Source organism: Peribacillus sp. V2I11 (assembly GCF_030817135.1).
GTDB lineage: Bacteria > Bacillota > Bacilli > Bacillales > DSM-1321 > Peribacillus > Peribacillus simplex.
This window is the reverse complement of the sequence record NZ_JAUSYW010000001.1, coordinates 5,359,040-5,377,548: the sequence shown is the minus strand read 5'-3', so window position 1 is coordinate 5,377,548 and position 18,509 is coordinate 5,359,040. Positions and strand designations below refer to the sequence as shown.

At 40.1% G+C, this 18,509-nt stretch carries 16 protein-coding genes and 1 pseudogene; 14 read left to right on the top strand and 3 right to left on the bottom strand.

Going from position 1 to position 18,509, the window contains the following annotated elements; all coding sequences use genetic code 11:
• The first annotated feature begins 5 nt into the window (after nucleotides 1-5).
• The gene (locus QFZ73_RS26180) at nucleotides 6-452 is read left to right on the top strand and encodes a MarR family winged helix-turn-helix transcriptional regulator (protein ID WP_251434603.1); all 447 of its coding nucleotides are present in this window, start codon (nucleotides 6-8) and stop codon (nucleotides 450-452) included.
• 315 nt (nucleotides 453-767) lie between these two features.
• The gene (locus tag QFZ73_RS26175; RefSeq protein ID WP_307272368.1) at nucleotides 768-2,357 is read left to right on the top strand and encodes a long-chain-fatty-acid--CoA ligase; all 1,590 of its coding nucleotides are present in this window, start codon (nucleotides 768-770) and stop codon (nucleotides 2,355-2,357) included.
• Nucleotides 2,358-2,516: 159 nt separating this feature from the next.
• Here the strand turns inward: QFZ73_RS26175 and QFZ73_RS26170 are convergent, their stop codons facing one another.
• Nucleotides 2,517-2,900 (bottom strand): hypothetical protein, encoded by a 384-nt coding sequence (locus QFZ73_RS26170; RefSeq protein WP_307272366.1) that lies wholly within the window; start codon nucleotides 2,898-2,900, stop codon nucleotides 2,517-2,519.
• Between the two features lie 749 nt (nucleotides 2,901-3,649).
• Between QFZ73_RS26170 and QFZ73_RS26165 the strand changes: the two genes are divergently transcribed.
• The 6 genes from QFZ73_RS26165 to QFZ73_RS26140 are packed head-to-tail and all read left to right on the top strand — an operon-like array spanning nucleotide 3,650 to nucleotide 9,720.
• A complete protein-coding gene (locus QFZ73_RS26165) occupies nucleotides 3,650-4,753 on the top strand; it encodes an amidohydrolase/deacetylase family metallohydrolase (protein ID WP_251434594.1) in 1,104 nt (367 codons plus the stop codon).
• On the top strand, nucleotides 4,731-5,840 hold the full coding sequence (locus QFZ73_RS26160) for a DgaE family pyridoxal phosphate-dependent ammonia lyase (RefSeq protein ID WP_307272363.1): 1,110 nt from the start codon (nucleotides 4,731-4,733) through the stop codon (nucleotides 5,838-5,840). Before QFZ73_RS26165 ends, QFZ73_RS26160 begins: the two co-directional genes overlap by 23 nt.
• A complete protein-coding gene (dagF, locus tag QFZ73_RS26155; protein WP_251434588.1) occupies nucleotides 5,837-6,592 on the top strand; it encodes a 2-dehydro-3-deoxy-phosphogluconate aldolase in 756 nt (251 codons plus the stop codon). Before QFZ73_RS26160 ends, dagF begins: the two co-directional genes overlap by 4 nt.
• Entirely contained in the window at nucleotides 6,585-7,598 is a 1,014-nt protein-coding gene (locus QFZ73_RS26150) for a sugar kinase (protein ID WP_307272360.1), read from the top strand. The genes dagF and QFZ73_RS26150 overlap by 8 nt, the downstream gene beginning before the upstream one ends.
• A gap of 17 nt (nucleotides 7,599-7,615) precedes the next feature.
• A complete protein-coding gene (locus tag QFZ73_RS26145) occupies nucleotides 7,616-8,338 on the top strand; it encodes a GntR family transcriptional regulator (RefSeq protein WP_307272358.1) in 723 nt (240 codons plus the stop codon).
• A 56-nt stretch (nucleotides 8,339-8,394) separates the two neighbouring features.
• Entirely contained in the window at nucleotides 8,395-9,720 is a 1,326-nt protein-coding gene (locus tag QFZ73_RS26140; protein WP_251434579.1) for a GntT/GntP/DsdX family permease, read from the top strand.
• A 200-nt stretch (nucleotides 9,721-9,920) separates the two neighbouring features.
• Here QFZ73_RS26140 and yppF read toward each other — a convergent pair whose 3' ends face one another.
• Entirely contained in the window at nucleotides 9,921-10,103 is a 183-nt protein-coding gene (gene yppF, locus QFZ73_RS26135) for a YppF family protein (protein WP_081112928.1), read from the bottom strand.
• A 536-nt stretch (nucleotides 10,104-10,639) separates the two neighbouring features.
• Here yppF and QFZ73_RS26130 point away from each other — a divergent pair.
• A pseudogene (locus QFZ73_RS26130) lies at nucleotides 10,640-11,998 on the top strand (IS1182 family transposase).
• Nucleotides 11,999-12,189: 191 nt separating this feature from the next.
• Here QFZ73_RS26130 and QFZ73_RS26125 read toward each other — a convergent pair.
• Complete coding sequence (locus tag QFZ73_RS26125; protein WP_307272354.1) at nucleotides 12,190-13,479, bottom strand: MFS transporter; 1,290 nt, start codon at nucleotides 13,477-13,479, stop codon at nucleotides 12,190-12,192.
• A gap of 946 nt (nucleotides 13,480-14,425) precedes the next feature.
• Here QFZ73_RS26125 and QFZ73_RS29075 point away from each other — a divergent pair.
• The 5 genes from QFZ73_RS29075 to QFZ73_RS26105 all read left to right on the top strand — a co-directional run bounded on the left by QFZ73_RS29075 (nucleotide 14,426) and on the right by QFZ73_RS26105 (nucleotide 18,489).
• Complete coding sequence (locus tag QFZ73_RS29075) at nucleotides 14,426-14,608, top strand: hypothetical protein (protein ID WP_285847323.1); 183 nt, start codon at nucleotides 14,426-14,428, stop codon at nucleotides 14,606-14,608.
• Nucleotides 14,609-14,920: 312 nt separating this feature from the next.
• Nucleotides 14,921-15,736: an IclR family transcriptional regulator gene (locus QFZ73_RS26120; protein ID WP_137020733.1), complete on the top strand. Its 816-nt coding sequence runs from the start codon at nucleotides 14,921-14,923 to the stop codon at nucleotides 15,734-15,736.
• 277 nt (nucleotides 15,737-16,013) lie between these two features.
• The gene (locus QFZ73_RS26115; RefSeq protein WP_251434574.1) at nucleotides 16,014-16,547 is read left to right on the top strand and encodes a cupin domain-containing protein; all 534 of its coding nucleotides are present in this window, start codon (nucleotides 16,014-16,016) and stop codon (nucleotides 16,545-16,547) included.
• Nucleotides 16,548-16,667: 120 nt separating this feature from the next.
• On the top strand, nucleotides 16,668-17,606 hold the full coding sequence (locus QFZ73_RS26110) for a VOC family protein (protein WP_307272352.1): 939 nt from the start codon (nucleotides 16,668-16,670) through the stop codon (nucleotides 17,604-17,606).
• 91 nt (nucleotides 17,607-17,697) lie between these two features.
• Nucleotides 17,698-18,489, top strand: a complete 792-nt coding sequence (locus QFZ73_RS26105; protein ID WP_307272351.1) for an SDR family oxidoreductase — start codon at nucleotides 17,698-17,700, stop codon at nucleotides 18,487-18,489.
• Nucleotides 18,490-18,509: the final 20 nt, after the last annotated feature.

Below are 18,509 nucleotides of genomic sequence, written 5' to 3'. Positions count from 1 at the left end.
CAAACATGAATTCAAGTGAATTGTATAATTTACATCTAGAAATCAGGGAACTAAGCAGTCTCTCACAGGAATTGGTGGAACCGTTATTGGTTAAATATGATTTAACTTCTGTACAGTTTCGCGCATTGCAATTAATAGTCTTGAATGAATCCATAGCAGTTAAAGATGTTTCGCATCATTTGAAGATCAAACCTGCAGCAGGAACTGCACTAATTGACCGGCTTGAACGGAAGAAAATGATTGAGAGGGTACACAGTGAGGATGATCGGCGGGTCGTTTTTATCCAATCCACCGAAAGTGGAAGGGAAGCCTACCATTCCATCAATAAGAGTTTTGCCAAAATCTTTCGTGACTATTATAGCGTCCTAAATGAAGAGGAAACGGAACGGCTTAAGCAAATCGTTGGGAAACTGACCGAACATGTGTCGTCACGTATAGAGAATAAAATATAGTCTTCCTGACGTATACGATTTCCATTATAATAGAAAGAAGAAGCTCTATTTATTAAAGCAGTGAATTCCACTGTTTTTAGGAGGTTAATTATCAGAATAATTAAAAAAATCAATATGCATTCCAAAGAGTATAAAGGTTAGGGGTCATTCAATGATTCTTTAAATGATGTAAGAAATCCATTAAAGAAGATATGACGTTTGGAAAATGAATATGTATCAAAAGGGTTAAGAAATTTTTTCTCAATGACTCATCATGACGAACCAGGCAGAGGAGTGTGCTGTAAGCAGAGAATCTCAAAAAAGGAGATGGTAAAAATGTTTTCCCCATTAACCCCAATGGATTGGAAGCGCAGGGCCGTAAAATATTATCCTCATAAAGTGGCAGTCATCGATGAAGAGAAAGAGTTTACATACAAGGAATTCGGGCAGCGGGCCGATCAACTTTCCAAAGCACTGTATTCTTCGGGAATTGAAAAAGGCGACCATATTGCAGTAATGTTGCCGAATACGCATTATATGTTGGAATGTTTTTATGGCATTTGTCAAATGGGAGCGGTAATGGTTCCTTTGAATTATAGGCTTGCTGCAGAGGATTTGGAATATATCATCAAGCATAGTGATTCAAAAATGTTGATAGTCGATGAAGAATTCACCGCTCCGATCGAAAAGATCATTACTAAACTTGCATTGGAAAAAATCATTATCGTGCCTGTTGAAGGACATGAAACCACTTTAGCTGGAATAGACTATGAGAATTTCATTTTGCATGCAATTGATGAAGGACTGCCAGAGGTTACCATCGATGAAAATCAACTTTTGACTATAAATTATACAAGTGGAACGACTTCAAAACCAAAAGGGGTAATGTTAACCCATCGCGGGAATTACATGAACGCGGCTAATTTCATTTATCATCTTGGAGTGAAGCATGACGATGTATACTTACATACCCTGCCAATGTTTCACGCTAATGGCTGGGGAGGTGTATGGTCGGTAACGGCTACTGGCGGGACTCATGTATGTTTAAGGAAAGTTGATCCCCCCCTTATCCTCAAATTATTCGCCCATCACAGTATTACATTGTTATGTGGAGCACCTACAGTCGTCAATATGCTAGTGAATGATCCTAAAGCAAAGGAAACGAATATCAAAGTGCGTCCAAGGATGGCAACAGCAGGAGCTCCTCCAGCAGCAGCGCTTATACAAAAGGCCCAAGAAATCCTTGGTTTGAATATGATTCACGTTTATGGATTAACAGAAACTTCCCCTTTCATCCTATATAACGAGTGGAAGGATGAGTTTGAAGCAAAATCGGCGGACGAACAAGCAATGATAAAGGCAAGACAAGGTATTGAATTGGTTTTCAATGGGGAAACGATGGTAGTCAATCAAGATGGGAAAGCAGTCGCTTGGAATGGAAAGGAACTGGGGGAAATCATTACTCGCGGTAATGTTGTAATGGAAGGATATTATAAGGATCCGGAAAAGACGGCCGAAGCAATTAGGGATGGCTGGTTTCATACTGGGGATCTGGCAGTGACCTATCCTGATGGATATATAGAAATACAGGACAGGGCTAAGGATTTAATCATTTCCGGGGGAGAAAATATTTCTTCAACAGAGGTGGAAGGGATATTGTATAAACATCCAGATGTTTTGGAGGCGGCGGTCATTGCCATCCCAGACGATAAATGGGGAGAAACGCCTAAGGCAATCATTGTGCTGCACCCCAAAGCGGAAGTGACAGAAAATGAGATCATTGCCTTTTGCCGCTCAAAAATGGCCCACTTTAAAGCACCGACAAAAGTTGAATTCGTAGAGTCTTTACCGAAAACGGCAACAGGTAAGCTACAAAAATACCGTTTGAGGGAAATCCATTGGAAAGGCTCGAAAAAGGTAAATTAAAATCTTTCATTATAGGAACGGGACATATATTATGGGGTTGCTATAAAAAGTTAAAAATAAAAGTACGGCAAATATAAAAACCAAGAATGCATTTAAATCAGCATTCTTGGTTTTTATAATTATGGAAAGCACCATTTCCTCTGTAATACGTTTGATTAATTAACGAGGGCTTCTAAAAGATAGATTTGACTTAGTGTAATATATATACGTTATTTTAGATAAACTTGGTTTTTTACCACAGGCATAGACTGATACATGGTAAGCGTGTTTTCCGGAATGATATGCTGCAATTAAACTATTAGGACTGCCAGCGAGTGCTGATGCCAGTGCAGTAGCTACTCCTGCTGGAGCAGTTGGTCCACCTGCAAACACAGGAGTACTTACGATGCTTAACCATGTTGTTCCCTTTTGATGAGCCTTTACCATCTTTCCTAATTGGGAATTTGTTAGTTTAGCTTGATGAGCAATTGGTTTGCTCATTTCAATGATGCTTGCCGTTGGTTGTATTTGTATAAAATCATCACTAATTAAACGGACTTCCACAATAGGGTTTACTTCTGTTGATGAAGATGTTGTTTCATTTTTCTCTTTAGCAAATGCATTTGGGACATGAGAGACTACTAATAAACTTATTTATTAGTATTGAAAACAAGGACTTTTTCCTCATTTTCATAACACTACCTTATGTTTTTTTGTGAATATTTGGTATTGTACCATACTATATGACTATAAAGGAGGTCGAGATAAATATGGAAACCAGGGAAAAAGTTTCAAAACAGTGATAATTGTACTTATTTCTATCTGTCTAGGTTTTATAATAAGGATGTTTTCAGTAATAATAGCTGATCGAAATTTATTTTCTATGTACAACATATGGTTGAATCAAAAGAAAAAGAGATTAGTTTTTCTTTAAAAGCATTATTTCTGGATAATTAGCGTAGAGACTTACATCAATGGTTATTTTGTAACAATTCGTAAAAAAATAAAAGGCGGGAGGAAAAACAGATTGTTTTTCCTCCCGCCTTTTATTTTAAGAATAGCCGCGTAAAATTTAAAAACCTAAATGAGATCACACTTTATGGAAGAAACTAATGAGCACATAGAAAAATAAGCGATGATCTATAAAAAATTCTGCAAATTCAAATCAAACATTATAACGTTATATTGATTAGTTCGGCAAAATATGATAATCTATTTTTGTAAAGAGAAATGAAATGAATTCTCACACAATTCAGTGTAACCGTATACAAAGTACTTGCAATCGATAGGATGTACCGAAAAGGATGAGGGAAATGACAGATACGTTAGTTCTGAAGAATGTAAAGATGTTAGAGGGAAATGCAGCGGATATCATACTGGAAAATGGGATGATTAAAGAAATCGCACTTCCGGGAACTGCAACAGGAGATAAGATAATAGATTATGATCAAAAAGTTTTTGTTTCGAGCGGATGGATTGATATGCATGTACATGCTTTCCCGGAATTCGATCCTTATGGTGATGAGGTTGATGAGATTGGATATAAAACTGGCGTAACGACGGTCATTGATGCGGGAAGCACGGGGGCAGATAGGATATCTGATCTGGTTAGCAGTTGTGAAAATTCCAAAACGAATGTTTTCGCCTTTCTGAATATTTCGCGGATTGGATTGAAAAGGATTGATGAGTTATCGGATATTTCATGGCTGGACGAAGGGGAATTAAGGAAGGCAATTTCCAAGTACGGGGAGTTTGTCGTTGGACTTAAAGCGAGAATAAGTAAAAGTGTAGTTGGTCCAAATGGTGTCGAGCCATTAAAAATCGCTAGGAAGTTCTCGGCCGAAACTGGTTTGCCATTAATGGTTCATATCGGTTCAGGGCCGCCTGATATTAAGGAAGTCCTTGATTTACTTGAGGAAAAGGACATTATTACACATTTCTTAAATGGTAAAGCGAATAATTTATTTGATGTAAGAGAAGAGCCACTGCCTGAGTTAAGTAAGGCGATTGAACGTGGTGTTCATTTGGATGTAGGTCATGGAACGGCAAGCTTTTCTTTTAAAACTGCCGAAATGGCGAAAAAGCGGGGAATCCGCTTCAATACGATCAGTACGGATATATATCGTAAAAACAGAGAGAATGGGCCAGTTTTTAATATGGCAAATGTGCTTACAAAATTTTTGTACCTCGGTTATCCATTAAAAGAAGTAATAGATGCCGTTACGGTCAATGCAGCAGCTTGGTTGCATAAACCAGAGCTAGGCAGGATTTCAACTGGGGATATTGCAAACTTAACCTTATTCTCGATTGAGGATGAGCAGACCCTCTTATTGGATTCCGATGGCGAAAAAAGGATGGCGGAAAAAAGGGTTGTTGTTAAAGGAGTGGTTATAAATGGAGAATTCATTGAATGCTAAATACGGTTTGAAAAGAGTCATTAATGCAAGTGGAAGAATGAGCATATTAGGGGTTTCTGCCCCTACTGACACAGTGATGGACGCGATGAAAAAAGGTGGGCAAAATTATGTGGAAATTTCTGATTTAGTCGATAAGGCAGGGCAGCACATAGCGAATTTGCTTCATTCTGAAGCAGCTGTGGTCGTAAACTCGGCATCAAGTGGAATTGCGCTTTCAGTAGCGGCGATCGTTACTGAAGGAAACAGAAGGAAAAGCGAAAGGATTCATCAAGATCTCATTCAAAAGAATGAAATCATCATGTTGAAAGGCCATAACGTTCAGTATGGTGCACCGGTTGAAACCATGATTTACCTTGGTGGCGGAAAATTGGTTGAAGTTGGGTATGCAAACGAGGGAAAGGCGGAACATATTGCGGATGCCATAAATGAAAATACTTCTGCCATTTTATATGTGAAATCGCATCATGCTGTTCAGAAAAATATGATATCGGTCGAAGAAGCATGGGAAGTGGCCAAAACGAATAATATCCCTCTGATTGTCGATGCAGCGGCGGAGGAGGACTTGGGGAAATATGTACAATTTTCTGACCTGGCGATTTATAGTGGATCAAAAGCCATTGAAGGACCCACATCCGGTATCGTTGCTGGAAGAATGAAATATATCGAATGGTTAAAGGTTCAATTGCACTGTATCGGAAGGAGCATGAAGGTCGGTAAGGAAACTACCTTTGGGCTGCTTCAGGCATTGGATGAGTATTTTGTCAAGACCGATAATAGCGAAAAAGAAAAAGCTAGTTTACAAGTTCTCACATCACTTGACTCCATTGATGGCGTAAAAGTAACGATAGTTCAGGATGAAGCCGGTCGTGCCATATATAGAGCACGTATTTCCATTGATCCTTTGATAACGGAAACAACGGCGAAAAATGTGAACGAGCAGCTCAGAAATGGGGATATTGCCATTTATACACGTGATTATGGGATACGGCAAGGCTTTTTCGATATAGATCCGCGTCCATTGCAAGGTGATGATATAAATGTCATTGAAGCTCAATTAAGAACCATATTAGGAGGAAAACAAGGATGACAAGCATAAACAAACGGTTATTGAATGATCGTGTAGCCTTAAATGTACTTGCAAATAGTGTAGAAAATGCAGTGGAAGTCTTTGAAGCAGCTGAAGGACATGTATTGGTTGGAGTACTTTCAAAGGATTATCCTACTGTGGAAGCTGGTGTTACAGCAATGAAAGAATACGGGGAAGCCATTGATGAGGCCGTTTCAATAGGATTGGGCGCGGGCGATAATAGACAGGCAGCAGTTGTCGCAGAAATAGCAAAATACTATCCAGGCAGTCATATTAACCAGGTTTTTCCGGCTGTTGGTGCTACGAGGGCCAATTTAGGTGAGAAGGATAGCTGGATAAATTCACTTGTTTCTCCAACTGGGAAAGTCGGTTATGTGAATATCTCCACTGGTCCAGTAAGTGCAGGTGCAAGTGAAACTGCCATTGTGCCTATCAAAGCTGCCATTGCGCTGGTTCGCGATATGGGAGGAAATGCATTGAAATACTTTCCGATGAAAGGCCTGAAGCATGAAGATGAATATCGTGCTGTGGCAAAAGCTTGTGGTGAAGAGGGATTTGCTTTGGAACCAACAGGTGGAATCGATTTAAATAATTTCGAGACCATTCTAGAAATCGCATTAGAAGCAAAAGTGCCTAAAGTTATTCCCCATGTATATTCTTCCATCATCGATGAAGAGACTGGAAAAACGAATGGGGAGGATGTACGGAAATTATTGGCCATAACAAAAAAAATGGTTGAAAAATATGCCTAAAAGGATTGTGGCATTCGGGGAAGTAATGATGCGTTTGCAGGTACCAGGGCATGAATTGCTATCACAGGCTAACACTTTGCAATACTCCTTTTCAGGCACGGGGGTAAACGTTGCTTCTGCGATGACAAAACTTGGACATGATGGGTATCTTGTGACAAAGTTACCGGATAACCCGCTTGGGGATTCAGCGATTTCTTCTTTGCAGCGCTTAGGAATAGGAAGGAACTTCATCTCTAGAGGTGGCAAATACATGGGGATGTACTTTTTGGAAAATGGTTTTGGACAGCGGGCTAGCCGTGTCACATATTCCAATCGACTGGAAAGCAGTTTTAATACAGCATCCTTTTCCGATTATGATCTGGGTATGATTTCGGAAAGTACGGATATCATCCATTTTTGCGGAATCACGCTTGCAATGGCGGAAAATGTCCGGGAAAGTATGAAGGTCCTGGCTAGAAAAGTCAATGAAAAAGGCGGTACGGTCTGTTTCGATTGCAATTACCGCCCCTCCTTATGGGAGGGAGGTTACGCTGACGCAAAGCCTCATTATGAAGAAATGCTTTCTTTGGCTGATATTGTCATGATGAATGAGAATGACGCCCTATATATTTTAGGAATGAAGTCGGAAGGCTCCACAAGGGAAGAGCAGCTTATTGAGTTGATCCCTGAAGTGTCCAAGAAATTCAATATTCAATCAATAGCAGGGACACATCGTTCAATCAACAGTGATAATAGCCATACGCTGAGGGGGTATATGTACAAGGAAGAAACATTTTACTTTTCCGATATCCTATCATTTTCCGTATATGATAGAATAGGTTCTGGCGATGCTTACACCAGCGGAATCTTACATGGCGAATTGCGGGGATATTCCCCTGAAAAGACAGTTCGGTTTGCGGCTGTATCAGGAATGCTGGCATGTACTGTCGTTGGAGATACTCCTTTGGCAACCGAAAAGGAGATACTCTCGGCAATGGAAGGTAAAATGGAAGATATTAAGAGATAAAAGGCAGGAGATTAGGAATGAATGTGAACAGAAAAAATGGACCGATGTATTTACAGATAAAAGAAATATTAAAGGATCGTATATTACATGGGGTTTATGCCATCGACACAAACATTCCCTCTGAGCCTCTTTTGGAAGAAGAATTCAACGTAAGTAAGGTCACGGTCCGTAATGCAATCAAAGAACTCGTGCAAGAGGGGTATGTTGAAAAGAAAAGCGGCAAAGGCACTAGAGTCATAGCTAATGGTTCGATTGTCAAACTTTCCAAAGGAAAGCGTTTCACAGAGCTGTTGGTGGAGGAAGGGCACTCCATTTTAAAAAAGGTGTTAAACATAAGTCATGTCGACCTTTCTTCAGACTCTAAGCTGAAATCTTTATTTGGTGACCACTGCATAAGTATCGAACGGATATATTTATTGGACAATGAACCTTATATTTACTTTACACATTATGTTTCACTTGATTTAAACCAAGAAGAGATAAAAGATGTCCAAATCAATTCTTTGTACCGCTTTTTGGAAGATCAAAACCTCAAACTTGAAACATTCAGAGATGAGTTTGCAGTTGCTATCGCTCCGGATCACATTTGCGAAACACTGAAAATCGAAAACAATAGTCCAGTACTAAAAAGGATTAGGATTTCCAGTGATGGGGACGGAAATGTTATGGAATACAGTGAAGGGTATTACAATACGGCAAAACAGAACTACATTGTGACATATAACGAGCCGGTACAATAATCCCATTTATTGTATTGGTTTGATTGTAAGCGATTTCTTAGGGATGGGGAGAACATATGGATCTATATTTATTAGGAATCACGCTGATAGCAATCGTAATTGTTATTTTGGGGGTATCATGGTGGAAATGGCATGCATTCATTAGTTTGACTGTAGCCAGTTTATTTTTAGCGGTTTTTTCTGGACTGCCAATGGAAAAGATTGTTGGAGCCTATGAAACGGGTGTCGGAGCGGTCCTTGGTCACCTTATTGGAATATTGGCCTTAGGGACCATCTTAGGAAAGATGATGTCCGACTCTGGAGCTGGTATGCAGGTTGCTGACTTTTTCATTATTAAATTTGGCGTGAAAAACCTGCCATGGGCCATGCTTTTATCTGGTTTCATCATCGGCATTCCGGTATTTTTCGAGGTTGGTTTAGTAATATTGCTGCCTTTGGTCATTTCCATTCGGAAATCAACAAAAGTGAACATCTTGTTAATTGGTATTCCAGTACTTGCTGGTTTATCGATCGTACATGGGCTGGTACCTCCGCATCCGGGAGCCATGACAGCTATTGGAATCTATAATGCTAACATGGGGCACGTACTTTTGTACTCATTGATCATCGCATTCCCGACTGCTGTAATTGCGGGACCCCTATTCGCAAAATGGATTCATAAACGGGTTATTCCTGTTGGAGAACCGGAATTGATCCGGGTGGAAACAAAGTCAAGTGGATTACCAAGCACTGGAGTTTCGTTCTTCATCATCCTTTTGCCTGTATTGTTGATGGTTTTAACTGTAGTGGCGCCTTATCTGCCGATACCGGGTTCCATTGAAAAATTCTTATTGTTTATCGGAAGTCCAGTGATCGCCCTATTAATCTCCTGTTTTGCAGCTTACTATTTCTTGGGCTACAGACAGGGAATGGATAAATCACTAATTAAAAAGTTAACGGAAGAATGCTTATTGCCATTAGCTTCCATAATCCTTATTATCGGTGCTGGCGGAGGATTCAAGCAAATTTTAATTGATAGTGGCGTAGGGACTGCAATTGCTTCCATGTCTCAAGAAATTTCTTTATCACCAATCGTTCTTGCATTCCTTGTGGCCGGATTGATTCGGATTGCCACAGGTTCTGCAACCGTAGCTTTGACCACAGCAGCAGGGATCGTTTCACCGGTCGTTGCAAATATGACGGGTGTTAATCTAGAATTGCTCGTTATTGCCACGGGCGCAGGGTCACTTATGTTTTCTCATGTTAATGACGCCGGTTTCTGGTTAGTAAAAGAATATATGGGCTTAACCGTTAAAGAAACATTCAAAACATGGACAGTCATGGAAACCTTACTTTCCTTCGTGGCATTCGGTTTGGTTTTAATTTTGGATATATTCATTTAGTAAATAAAGGGTCTAATAAGTGGCATTTACCTCCTTGATCTGTCTTGGGGTGACAGATCAAGGAGGCTTTTATTTAGTTATGATCATACTGGGGAGGGAGTAAATGACTGGCTTAGCTCTTAAGGGTAGGTCGATTGCGGAAATCAGAAACAAAAGTCATTCAGAATTGGTAGTAGTATGACTGTGACAAGGGTGCAGTTTCATCCAGAAGACGTTTGTTTTGCTCCTCGAAGATATAAGTCCTGACAGAGACTTCTATATTGAAAGATCGACAGCTTCCCGTTTACATATTCATTCTGAATATAATCCAGTAATTCATTGGCATGGTTAGGCTTTTGACGTTTTTCCTGAATATAATGGAGGATTAAAACTTCTATATTCACACACTCACCTTACTTGACAAGTATTTTTTTCCATTAACAATATAACATGGGTATTCAAAAAAATATCATTTTTTGAATATTTTAACTATCGACATATTTATACAAATAAAGGAATGTTTCGGGGTAGAGCTGGAAAGTTGACAAAAATGATATCAAGAAATGCAAAAAAAGAGCGATACCTACTGGTATGGGCTCTTTCTAACTTTTTTTCTACCGTCTTGTTTTTGCCGGCTCAAGAAAAAACCCTTGAAGTTCAAGGGTTGCAGACTGTAGACAAACTCGATGAAAATCGAGTTTGTCTATTTTTATGGCTTGTACAATTTGGACGTTGATTTCCACTCCAGGCACTCGCTTTCCGCGGGCGGTCGGGGAGCCTCCTCGGCTTTCGCCTGCGGGGTCTCCCCTAGACGCGCTTTTCCCGCAGGAGTCTCGTACCTTCCGTTCCAATCAACTTTGTCTTACCTTTTAGATAGAACACTTTTGCCTGGAGTCATTTTTGTTTTAAAATAGAAGTATTAAAACTTGAGGTGATGAGGATGCTTTCTAAACATGATTCTATTCAGCGAGATCAACTTGAAATGATTACTTTAGATCAACTGGTGCCACCGAACCATTTGGTTCGTAAAATGGAGGCTGCCATTGACTTCACTTTCATTTATGACTTGGTGAAAGATATGTATTCAGAGGTAGGACGCCCAAGTATTGATCCAGTTATTTTAGTTAAACTGACTTTCATTCAATATACCTTCGGTATTCGTTCCATGCGTAAAACGATTGAAGAAGTTGAAACCAATATGGCTTACCGTTGGTTCTTAGGCTATGGTTTCCATGATAAAGTACCTCATTTCTCTACGTTCGGGAAAAATTATGAGCGACGCTTTAAAGATACAGACCTGTTTGAACAGATTTTCTATCGCATTTTAATGACAGCTGCTAATAAAAAGTTAATAAGTGCTGAACACGTTTTCGTGGATTCCACACATGTGAAAGCCAGTGCGAATAAACGGAAATTTGAAAAGAAAATCGTTCGTAAAGAAACACGAGCGTATCAAGGACGTCTTCAAGAAGAAATCAATCAAGATCGTGAAAACCATGGAAAAAAGCCTTTTCCACCAGATAAATTTGATAAAGAAGAGACCAAAGAGATTAAAGAAAGTACAACGGATTCTGAGAGTGGCTACTATGTGAAAGATGAACGAACAAAACAGTTTGCCTATTCATTCCACGCGGCCGCAGACCGCAACGGTTTTGTATTGGGAACGATTGTAACACCTGGAAATACACATGACAGTCAGATCTTAGAGCCACTAGTTGAACAAGTGATTGAGAAAGTTGGAAAACCGGAAGCCGTTGCCGCAGATGCAGCTTATAAAACACCAGCGATTACAAGCTACCTATTTAACAAAGAAATCATACCGGCTTTACCTTATACACGTCCTCGCACCAAAGAAGGATTTTTCCGCAAACAGGACTATGTATACGATGAACATTTTGATTGTTACCTTTGCCCTTCGGGCGAAACTTTAAAGTACTCAACAACAAATAAAGAGGGCTATCGCGAGTACAAATCGCCAAAACAAATTTGTACAACATGCTCATTTTTATCTCGGTGTACAGAAAGCAAAGACTGTCAAAAAGTGGTGACACGGCATATCTGGCAAACACATGTGGAAGAAGCAGATCATCTGCGTCATCATCAAGATGTAAAACCTATATATGCAAAACGTAAAGAAACGATTGAGCGTGTATTCGCAGATGCAAAAGAAAAGCATGGTATGCGTTGGACTACTTAAAGGGGACTTAAAAAATTGTCGATGCAGGCGATGCTTACTTTCGCTGCCATTAATTTAAAGAAGATGGCCAATTGGACATGGCGAGGTCCAAAAATGGCCTAACATAGTGGGCTCGTAGAGCCCCAATCTCTTAACTTTAGGCGAAAATTCGAAGGGAATTTCAAAAGGGGTTCAGAATTTTTTAATTCCGAACCCCTTTTGTCTACAAACTGAAACCCTTGAAGTTCAAGGGTTGGATAGTTCATCAAAGTGATAAAAAAATGTTGGTCCTGATTTTACAAGGGGCTTCAGCTTCATACTTGTATCTTTTGTACAGGTATAGGTGATAAGCGCAGCTCTGCGGCTTCTCTCTTAATGGAGAATAAATAAGCTCCCAAACCTAAGGTGGCTGCAAAAATCAGCATGGCGATCGACGTACTGAAGTCCCCGCCAGACAGGTCACGAAGCCATCCCATGATATAGCTCGAAAAGCCGCCCATGATATTTGTGAATCCAATTAGACCAGCGGCTCGTCCTGCCGTTTCAGGTGTTGAGTATTTTACCATGAGCATATTACTTAGATGGAACACACCGCCTTGACATCCCATAGCCAGACCCATACATAGACCGGCCAAAATAGGATTGGGGATGAAGATCGCTACAGCCAGAAAGACAGCCGTCAATGAAAATAGAATCGTTGCCATCAAACTTGGACGTCTGGTTTTGTCAGCCAGAAAACCGCATGCCAAGACAAACCCTAAAGCGAATAGCCAGGAAAGTGAAGTAATGCTCGACATTCCTTCCTTTTCGAATCCTTTTGCTTCAATGAGGTAGGTAGGAAGCCAAATGCTGATCCCGAAAAATAAGAAGGAGCATACTAGCATGCCGAACCAAACAATCCAGAAACGATAATCTTGGGCGAAACTCTTATTCTCGGAGGGGGTGGTTTCTTTCACTTCATTATCCGTTTGGCGAATGAAAGCCAATTCCTCCTTACTTATACGGGGGTGCTCTTCTGGTGTATTCCGTGTCAAAAAGATGAACATCGGGATATTTATAAATAAGTTGAATGCTGCAAGCAAAAAGAAAGCTGCTTGCCAGTGGAGTAAAGATATCACGAGCACCAAAACTACCGCTCCCATAGCCGGACCTAAATAGTTTCCGGTAAGCCATGATGCCTGGGCCCTCCCCAATTCTCGTTTATTAAACCAGTTAGAAATGAATTTTCCGGAAACTGGAATCATCATCCCTTCACCAAAACCAAGAATTACCCTGCTTATTAAAAACATTTCATATGAATTTGCCAGGCCTGACGTAATCATCGTGAGTGTCCAAACGAATAAACCGGCGATGGCTGTTTTTCGGGCACCTAATTTATCAATGATGAAGCCCCAAAAAAGGTTTGAAATTCCATAAGCAATGGTGAATACAAAAGATAGAAGACCGATCTTTGCATTTTTGTCATCGCCTGTCATACCGAGTGCATGCAAGAATTCTGGATCTGTTTGAATGATGGAAATGCCAACCTTATCAATTTGTCCGAAAAACCAAAAGAAAAAAATTGGAACGGCAATATACAACCATCTTTTTTGCCCATTTAACATAATACCATCTCCTTGTCGCTTTTTAGCACTCCTTAAAACACTTACCATTGAGTATAAGTGTTTTAAGGTTATCCCTTTAGAAAGGTACTAGTTTTGATTTTTCATTTAAAAACTTCATCCCGCCTTTCTTTAAAATATTGATAGATAAAAAAGTAACGATAATGTTTTGTAAGGAAAACAAAGTTTCACTTTCTTAACGATAAATTAAAATAATTTGATTGTCAATTTAATATTTTGATAATTTTTTATTTTTTGAATAAACAAATTTATAAGCGCTTTCAGTTTGAAAATCGAACTCCGTTGCATCATTTGTACTTTTTTTGAGAAACATTTAATCAAATGAGTGGATGGACCTAACGGACTTAAAAATGGAAGTAGATTTAATCTTTTGTGTCAAAAAAACTAATTATTATCAAATTATTAAAGATTCTGACTTGTTGGTGTTGAATTTAAAATCAGGAAAATCTATAATTCATTTATATTGTTTTGTATATGAAATACTTAATATGGAAAAAACATGATTTGGCAGAAAATATCGATGTATTAAAATTCTTTATTTGTTTTTACTTGTAAAATGGTTATATTGGGCTTTTCTATCGATACGTCAATTAAGCTAGGTCTTCCAAATAGTTTTATATATGTAAATATGCTTTAATTGACATATATACAATATTCTATTTAAACAAGAGTAAGGGGTAGAAAGGGTTGCCAATTAGCCAATTAGAAGAATGCCCGATTCATTATCTGGAATAGGGATAAGGAAAAGTGCTTGTTATCCTGCATGGTTTGGAAAACAAGGAGACACCAGTTCGGTCAGATGAATGAAGAATTTAGAGTAATTGCATAGGGATGCACCAGGGTATGGTGAAAGTTCTGATCCAAAAGGAGAATTTCAGGATTTTTCTCAGTTTGCAGATATATTGAAAGAATTCCGTGAAAGTTTAGTCTGCAGTCGGTATACCTGCTCGGACATTCGATGGGCTCGGCAATTTCTCTCGATTCTACTAGCCGTATTCCGAAAGTGGTGAAGGCGTTGATCTTATCTGATGCGACTCGCGGGGCAGCTGTTGTTAGTATGGAAGAAAGTAAACGGAAACTTCTGTATAGATTACAATCCATCGAAACGTGAATCAGTTGAACATGCAAAGCAGAGGGCAGTGCGCTATCGGCGTCAAATGTTTCTGTCTGGAAGGAAGCGAAACGATCTTGCCGCAAGTGCTTCCCTCAGGATACCGGCCATTTATGTTATCAGCAGGATCCAGGGATGTTACGGATGCTAAAGACAACAGGTTTGCAACCATTAAAGTATCAAAAGGATTCACCAAAGGAACTTCAAGAAAAAAATGTACATATACGGCAAGTCCTTCTTTCAAGGTATGAAGAAAGCTTTACTGAATGTCAGGAGAAAATGAGATTTATTCACAACGGGGGGAATACTCGAATGGCAAGCGAAGAAAAAGAGAAAGAGAAATATAGTGCTAATTCATTGGTTAGAGGGTTGGAAATCATTAAGCTCTTTAATGAAGTACAGCCGAGTTTGTCTCTTTCAGAAATTGCAAAACAACTGGGAGTAAGCAGAACGGTACCATATCGTTTATTATTCACATTACAAAATATTGGTTATTTGTCTCAGGATGAACATACCAAACGTTATAGTTTAACGCCAAAGGTTCTTGAATTGGGATTCAGCTACTTGAATAGCTTGAAGTTCCAGGAAATTGTCCAACCTTATATGGAGACCTTGCGAGATGAAATCGGAGCCTCCTGCCATCTGTCCATTTTGGATGGACAGGAAGTCGTTTATGTTGGAAGTGCCCCAATCAGAGGTGTATCCGCTGTCAATGTGAACATAGGTTTGCGGCTGCCAGCACATGCTTTGGCCAATGGGAAATTACTTTTGGCTTATCAACCGAAAGAAATGCTAATGCAAATGTTCAAAATCTCAAACCTAACTCCTTATACAGACAAAACACTCACCGCGCCGGGTGAATTTCAAAAACAGCTGGAATCGATTCGGCAAAATGGTTATTCGATGACAAGCGGGGAATTCCACCCTGGCATCCGTTCTGTTGCCGCTCCGATTTTTGACAGGACTGGAAAAGTATTGGCTGCCTTGAATGTCGTGGCAACAGAGTCTGCTTACCAGGAAGATTTCATCGATAAAATTGCCTTACCGAAACTGTTGGAAGTTTCTCGGCAGTTATCCGTTTATATGGGATATAGTGGGGTAAAGCCGTATCAACACGAAGATGTCTGAACATGCTTGAGTGCCAATCTATTAATAAGTGAATAACCTCTTTCGAAAGTGTGGATTGCCCAATAGGGTATCCACACTTTTTTGTGTTAGGAAAAGCTAATCGTTACAAGAGTATCCCAAAGCGGTGAGCGTTCGGATTATAAAAATAGTTTTAAATATTCTAAAAACTCATTGACAATGAAGCGGTTTCATTTTAGACTTAATTCATAGACAAAACATTGTTTTGCTTATAAAACATTAAGTGATTAGAAACAACAAATAAGGGAGGAATTTTAAAATGACAAAAGAAGCTTTTTCAGTAAAGGAATTTGAAAAAAAATATGTTGCCCGATTGAAAGACCGTTCGCTTGATTGGGATGTCTTGAAGTTCCAAGAAGAAATCGATCCGGCTTATAGACGTGCACAGATGAGATATATCGGACGTGGCGCCACTGCCAATAACGATACGAATGTAATCGCAGGTGAACATTTCACTTTAAGTACAATGGTGCTTCCTCCAGGTTGTATCGGTCCTTTACACCTTCACGACGATGTTGAAGAAGTGTTTTTCATTCTTGAGGGTGAAGTCACTGCATTAATTCAAGAGGATAGCTACAGTGAAGTGCATGAAATTAAATTAAGTGCTAGAGACTGCATCAGCAGCCCACCAGGGGTTTATCGGGGAATTAGGAATGACGGGGATGTGGAGGCGCGCATGCTCGTGATGTTAGGGGCAGTGAAGCCTAACTTACCGACATATCCTGAAGGCAGTGACCTGGAAGAACTGCGTAAACAACGCGCTAAAGAAAGAGAAGCCATCATTAAAGACTGATCATTTAGCCGAAAAGGGCACCTGCATTATGAAAATTAATGAGGCGCCCTTTTCGATTAGATTGTTAAATATGGCCAAGGTAAATTATCTAAAGGGCAAAAATTATGGGAGGTATAAAAAATGCTTGGGATTACTCATTTACGACATATAAGCATGATAACTCCGAATTTCGACGATCAAGCAGAGTTTTATGAAAAGGTTTGGGGACTGGATAGAGTGGATGTTCCGGAAGAGGAGAATACGGTTTATTTCCGCGGGGCTGGACCGGAACATCATATTTTAAGCCTTCACAAGGGAGAAAAACGAGGTTTGCATCATATAGCTTTTGGCATGGTCGATAAAAATGCGGTGGATCGTGCCGCTGGGATATTACAATCGAAGGGCGTTCGAATTATTGAACCACCTGGATATTTGGATGAAGCAGGTGCCGGTTATGGCCTGCGGTTTATTGATCCGGAAAACCGCGTGATTGAGCTTTCGGCTTGGGTGGAAGTACAAACGAGTATTTGGAGCAAGAAAAATGTTGATCCAGTGAAACTGAATCATGTTGTAATGAACACGAAGAACTTAGATATGATCGTTGAGTTTTATACGAATGTACTTGGTTTTAAAGTTACTGATTGGAGTGAGCACCAAATGTCATTCCTGCGGTGCAACAGGAAGCATCACTCCATTGCCTTCAATCAAGATGAGCATGCGTCAGTCAATCATATCGCATACGAAGTCGATTCGGTGGATGAACTGATGCGAGGAATAAGCAATGTGCGAAAAGCGGGCTTGTCAGAACTTTGGGGGCCTGGACGTCATGGGCCTGGAGACAATATTTTCTGTTATTTTCAAGACCCAGGCGGTTTTGTTATGGAGTATACATGTTACCTGGAAACGATCGAAGATGAATCTGAGTGGAGAGCACGTGTATGGAAACGGGTCCCGCATTTAATGGATCAGTGGGGGATTGCAGGGCCGCCGAAACCTGAAGCCCGCAAAGCAATGGGAGGAGATCCTGATCCGGGCTGGTTTGATTCTCAAATAGATGATTCAGTCATGGCGGAAAAATGAGGGGGATTCCTCCCATTATTCTTGCGCGTAGTTAGCTTCTTGTATAAAGGACAGCGTTTAAGGAAAATGGCTTTGAAAAGGAGTGACGAGAGTGGATTTAGGATTGCAAGGAAAAGTTGCTGTCATTATGGGCGGCACGTCGGGCGTGGGATTAAAAACAGCAGAGATGTTTTTAGCTGAAGGAGCGAAAGTGGCTATATGCGGCAGAAGTACAGAGCGTATGGAAAGTGCCCAAAGTCAATTGCTCTCATTTGGTGATAAGTCAGATATTTTTGCATCAACATGTGATGTCACCTCAAAATCGGATGTGGATTCATTCATTAATGGTACCGCTGAGAGGTTTGGCGGAATTGATATATTGGTGAATGCAGCCGGTCAAAGCGTGATGGGGCACTTTTTTGACATAACGGATGAGCAGTGGGAAGAACAGATTCAGTTAAAGTTTTTTGCGATCATATATGCCGTTCGTGCTTCGCATCCTCATATGGTGAAAAGGGGAGGAGGGCGGATTATTAATATTAATGCAACGCTTGCTAAAGAACCTGAACGTCATATGGTAGCGACTGCAGCAGCAAGGGCAGGTCTCCTTAATTTAAGCAAAACCTTGTCCCAGGAATTGGCCTTTGACAATATATTGGTTAATTCAGTGAGTCTTGGATTGATCCGGACCGATCAATGGGAGCGAAGAAGATTGAAAAATGCGCCTGATATGGACCCTGAAGAGTATTATGGAGACCTTGCAAAAAAACGGAATATCCCTCTCGGCCGCGTAGGGGAAGCGGAAGAAGTGGCCAGTGTCATTGTTTTCCTTGCTTCAGACAAAGCAAGTTATGTAGCGGGTTCGACGATTGAGACGGCAGGAGCGATCGGAAAGGCACTTTAAATTTATTAAAAAGGTAGGAT